Origin of the sequence: Streptobacillus ratti, from assembly GCF_001891165.1 — a bacterium.
GTDB lineage: Bacteria > Fusobacteriota > Fusobacteriia > Fusobacteriales > Leptotrichiaceae > Streptobacillus > Streptobacillus ratti.
In genome coordinates this window covers 1-5,016 of the sequence record NZ_LKKW01000051.1, presented here as the reverse complement: position 1 = coordinate 5,016, position 5,016 = coordinate 1, and the positions used below count along the sequence as shown (strand labels likewise).

The 5,016-nt window shown below is 44.4% G+C and carries 3 rRNA genes; all 3 read right to left on the bottom strand.

The features are described 5' to 3' along the window. Nucleotides 1–6 precede the first annotated feature (6 nt). Nucleotides 7–115: ribosomal RNA gene (rrf, locus tag BT993_RS06580) — 5S ribosomal RNA — on the bottom strand. A gap of 54 nt (nt 116–169) precedes the next feature. Further along, nucleotides 170–3,076 (bottom strand): 23S ribosomal RNA (locus tag BT993_RS06575). 192 nt (nt 3,077–3,268) lie between these two features. After that, nucleotides 3,269–4,786, bottom strand: a 16S ribosomal RNA gene (locus BT993_RS06570). The 16S, 23S and 5S rRNA genes sit together here, the layout of an rRNA operon. Nucleotides 4,787–5,016 lie beyond the last annotated feature (230 nt).

The following is a 5,016-nucleotide window of genomic DNA, read 5'->3' as shown; positions in this document are numbered from 1 at the left end:
AAAAAAGTTTGGCAACTACCTATCTTCCCTATCACTAAGTATTTTCAGCGTTCACAGACTTAACTTCTAGGTTCGAGATGTAACTAGGTGTATCCCTGTGGCTATCGTCACCAAACTATCTATTAAACATAAGACAATCAAAAATGAATAGTAAAGTAAAGAATATTTAATTTAAAAGCCTACGTATTATTAGTATTGGTCAGCTAAATGTATTACTACACTTACACCCCCAACCTATCTACCACTTAGTCTCAGTGGATACTTAAAAGAATACTTATCTCAAAGTGGGTTTCTCACTTAGATGCTTTCAGCGATTATCCCTTCCAAACGTGACTACTCAGCCATGCCACTGGCGTGACAACTGATACATCAGAGGTTTGTCCATCCCGGTCCTCTCGTACTAAGGACAGATCTTTTCAATATTCTAACGCCTGTAGTGGATAGGGACCGAACTGTCTCACGACGTTCTGAACCCAGCTCGCGTGCCTCTTTAATGGGCGAACAGCCCAACCCTTGGGACCTTCTCCAGCCCCAGGATGAGACGAGCCGACATCGAGGTGCCAAACACTTCCGTCGATATGGACTCTTGGGAAGTATCAGCCTGTTATCCCCGGGGTAGCTTTTATCCGTTGAGCGACGGCCTTTCCATACAGCACCGCCGGATCACTAAGTCCTGCTTTCGCACCTGCTCGATCTGTCAATCTCGCAGTCAAGCTCCCTTATACCTTTACACTCTCTGGTTGATTTCCATCCAACCTGAGGGAACCTTTGAACGCCTCCGTTACTCTTTAGGAGGCGACCGCCCCAGTCAAACTGCCCATCTAGCACTGTCTCAATTCCTTGATTAGAATTTCAATAATATATGGTTGGTATTCCACAGTTGACTCCTTTAAAACTTGCGTCCTAATCTCTCAGTCTCCCAACTATTCTATACACACATTACCAAAACCCAATGCCAAACTACAGTAAAGCTCCACGGGGTCTTTCCGTCCTACTACAGGTAGTCGGTATCTTCACCGACATTACAACTTCACCAGGTCTCCAGCCAAGACAGCTCCCAAATCATTTCACCATTCGTGCAGGTCGGAACTTACCCGACAAGGAATTTCGCTACCTTAGGACCGTTATAGTTACGGCCGCCGTTCACTGGGGCTTCAATTCGAATCTCTCAATCCTCCTCTTAACCTTCCAGCACTGGGCAGGTGTCAGCCCATATACGTCGCCTTTCAGCTTAGCATAGACCTGTGTTTTTGATAAACAGTTGCTTGGGACTCTTCACTGCGACCTACTTTGGCTCCTGATGTCCTCATTCACCTACCATAGGTACCCCTTCTCCCTAAGTTACGGGGCCATTTTGCAGAGTTCCTTAGCTAGAGTTATCCTGTCGGCCTCGGGTTTCTCACCCAGTCCACCTGTGTCGGTTTACAGTACGGGCACTCCTCTCCTCTTTAGAAGTTTTTCTCGGCAGTGTAGGATTTGTAACTTAAGCACTAAGTGCTCTTCCCCATCAGGTCTAACATTTAATAATACGGATTTGCCTATATTATCATGCCTCTCCCTTAGAATGTCTATTCCGTCAGACATCTTACATACCTTCCTGCGTCACTCCATCAGTTAACAGATTAAAGTGGTATAGGAATATTAACCTATTTTCCATTCGCCACGACTTTCTAGTCTTCGCTTAGGTCCCGACTCACCCAGGGTTGACAAACATTGCCCTGGAAACCTTGGACTTCCGGCCAGAGGGATTCTCACCCTCTTTCTCGCTACTCATTCCTGCATTCTCACTTCTGATACCTCCAGATCGCCTTTCAGCTCTCCTTCTACAGCCTACAGAACGCTCTCCTACCAACAACTATTAGTTGTTACATAGCTTCGGTTTATGTCTTAGCCCCGTTAAATCTTCGGCGCAGATACTCTCGACCAGTGAGCTATTACGCACTCTTTAAAGGTATGGCTGCTTCTAAGCCAACCTCCTGGTTGTTTGTGAATATCCACCTCCTTTCCCACTTAGACATAATTTGGGACCTTAGCTGATGTTCTGGGTTGTTCCCCTCTCGTCCATGGACCTTGTCATCCATAGACTCACTCCTAAGTATTAATATATGGTATTCGCAGTTTGCTTAACTTCAGTAAGCTATATGCCCCCTAGGTTATACAGTGCTCTACCCCCACATATCTTTAAACTTAAGGCTGCACCTAAATGCATTTCGGAGAGAACGAGCTATCTCCTAGTTCGATTGGCTTTTCACCCCTAAACCTATCTCATCTCCCAACATTTCAACGGCGGTGAGTTCGGTCCTCCACTACATCTTACTGTAGCTTCAACCTGGACAGGCCTAGATCACTAGGTTTCGCGTCTATAACATGCGACTTTCGCCCTCTTAAGACTCGGTTTCCCTTCGGCTCCACTCTCTTAACCTCGCCACATATCATAACTCGCAGGATGATTAACCAAAATCCACGCAGTCAGCTCTCGCCTCCTACCGTTTGTAAGCACATGGTTTCAAATTCTTTTTCACTCCCTTACTCAGGGTTCTTTTCACCTTTCCCTCACGGTACTCTCCTCTATCGGTTAGTAAAAGTATTTAGCCTTATGTGATATGGTCCACACTGATTCACACCAAATTCCTCGTGCTTGATGCTACTCGGGATTAATATTATATATATACTAGTTTACACTATACGAGGCTATCACTCTCTTTGGCCAGGCTTTCCAACCTTGTTCCGTTTACCTATTACATATATCTTGATTATGGCTATCTCAATAAATATCTCCCTCTACCACATGATGGCAACCTCGCCAAGTTTAACACCACCATGTTTTAGGCTCTTCCCCCTTCGCTCGCCGCTACTAAGAGAATCGTTTTTACTTTCTTTTCCTCTAGCTACTTAGATGTTTCAGTTCGCTAGCTTACCTATCTCTCACTTGTCCTTCCAACAAGTAGGTTTCCCCATTCGGATATCTTAGGATCTACGCTCATATGCAACTCCCCTAAGCTTTTCGCAGCTTATCACGTCCTTCTTCGGCTTTTACTACCTAGGCATCCTCCATGTGCCCTTATTTAGCTTTTCATCTCTATCTTTTTTTATTTTATTAACAGTTTAACTACTCTATCTTTTCTTTCGTCTCTGTTTAAAGTTGTAATTCTTTACTCTTTACTATTCATTTCTCATTGTCCTATGTNNAAAAGGAATAAATAAAGCAAACAAAAGAACAATGTAAGTAACCTTAAGTTAAATAACTCTGTATATATATTCTCCTTAGAAAGGAGGTGATCCATCCGCACCTTCCGGTACGGATACCTTGTTACGACTTCACCCCAATCACTAATCACACCTTAGGTACTTCCCTCCTTACGGTTAGGCCAGTAACTTCAGGTGCAACTAACTCTCGTGGTGTGACGGGCGGTGTGTACAAGACCCGAGAACGTATTCACCGCAACATTGCTGATTTGCGATTACTAGTGATTCCAACTTCATGAAGTCGAGTTGCAGACTTCAATCCGAACTGAGAGTAGCTTTGAAGATTTGCTCCACATCACTGCTTAGCTCCTCTTTGTACTACCCATTGTAGCACGTGTGTAGCCCAGATCATAAGGGGCATGATGACTTGACGTCATCCCCACCTTCCTCCTGCTCGTCGCAGGCAGTTTCATTAGAGTCCCCAACTTAATGATGGCAACTAATGATAGGGGTTTCGCTCGTTGCGGGACTTAACCCAACATCTCACGACACGAGCTGTCGACAGCCATGCACCACCTGTATCTCGGTTCCCGAAGGCACTAAGATGCTTCCATCTTATTCCGAGTATGTCAAGACCTGGTAAGGTTCCTCGCGTTGCGTCGAATTAAACCACATGCTCCACCACTTGTGCGGGTCCCCGTCAATTCCTTTGAGTTTCATACTTGCGTACGTACTCCCCAGGCGGATCACTTATCGCTTTTGCTTCGGCACAGAGGCTTCACACCCCCACACCCAGTGATCATCGTTTACAGCTAGGACTACCAGGGTATCTAATCCTGTTTGCTCCCCTAGCTTTCGCACTTCAGCGTCAGTTTCTGTCCAGTGAGTTATCTTCATCATCGGCATTCCTACACATATCTACGAATTTCACCTCTACTCGTGTAGTTCCACCCACCTTTCCAGTACTCTAGTCTGACAGTTTTGTAGGCAAGACTATGGTTGAGCCACAGCTTTTCACCTTCAACTTGTTAGACCGCCTAGATGCCCTTTAAGCCCAATAATTCCGGATAACGCTTGCGACATACGTATTACCGCGGCTGCTGGCACGTATTTAGCCGTCGCTTCTTCTGTAGGTACCGTCATCTTCTTCTTCCCTACTGAAAGCACTTTACAATCCGAAAACCTTCTTCGTGCACACAGAATTGCTGGATCAGAGTTGCCTCCATTGTCCAATATTCCCCACTGCTGCCTCCCGTAGGAGTAAGGGCCGTATCTCAGTCCCCTTGTGGCCGTTCACCCTCTCGGGCCGGCTACCTATCATCGCCTTGGTAGGCCTTTACCCCACCAACTAGCTAATAGGATGCAAAGCTCTCTCTTAGCAATAAATTATTTCATTAATATTAGATGCCTTATATTAATAATATCTAGTATTATCCATCGTTTCCAATGGTTATCCCAGTCTAAGAGGTAAGTTCTTTACACGTTACTCACCAGTCCACCATGTCTCTTAACTAAGCAAGCTTAGTTAATTAACATTGATTTGCATGTGTTAAGCATTCTGTCAGCGTTCATCCTGAGCCAGGATCAAACTCTTCATTCAATATCTTTATTAATATTTCTTTTAAGTTCACCTTTTGTCAGTTTCTTTTTTTATCTTATCCTTACAGATGTTATCGCCCTTTTCCTTAAAATTGACTTCCTTGTCTTTCTTTGTTTGCTTTATTTATTCCTTCTCTTTCCATTGTCCTTGTCCTACAGTTTATACCTGTTGGACATTTATTATCTTATCATAACCTCAGCTTTTATGTCAAGTACTTTTTTTACTTTTTT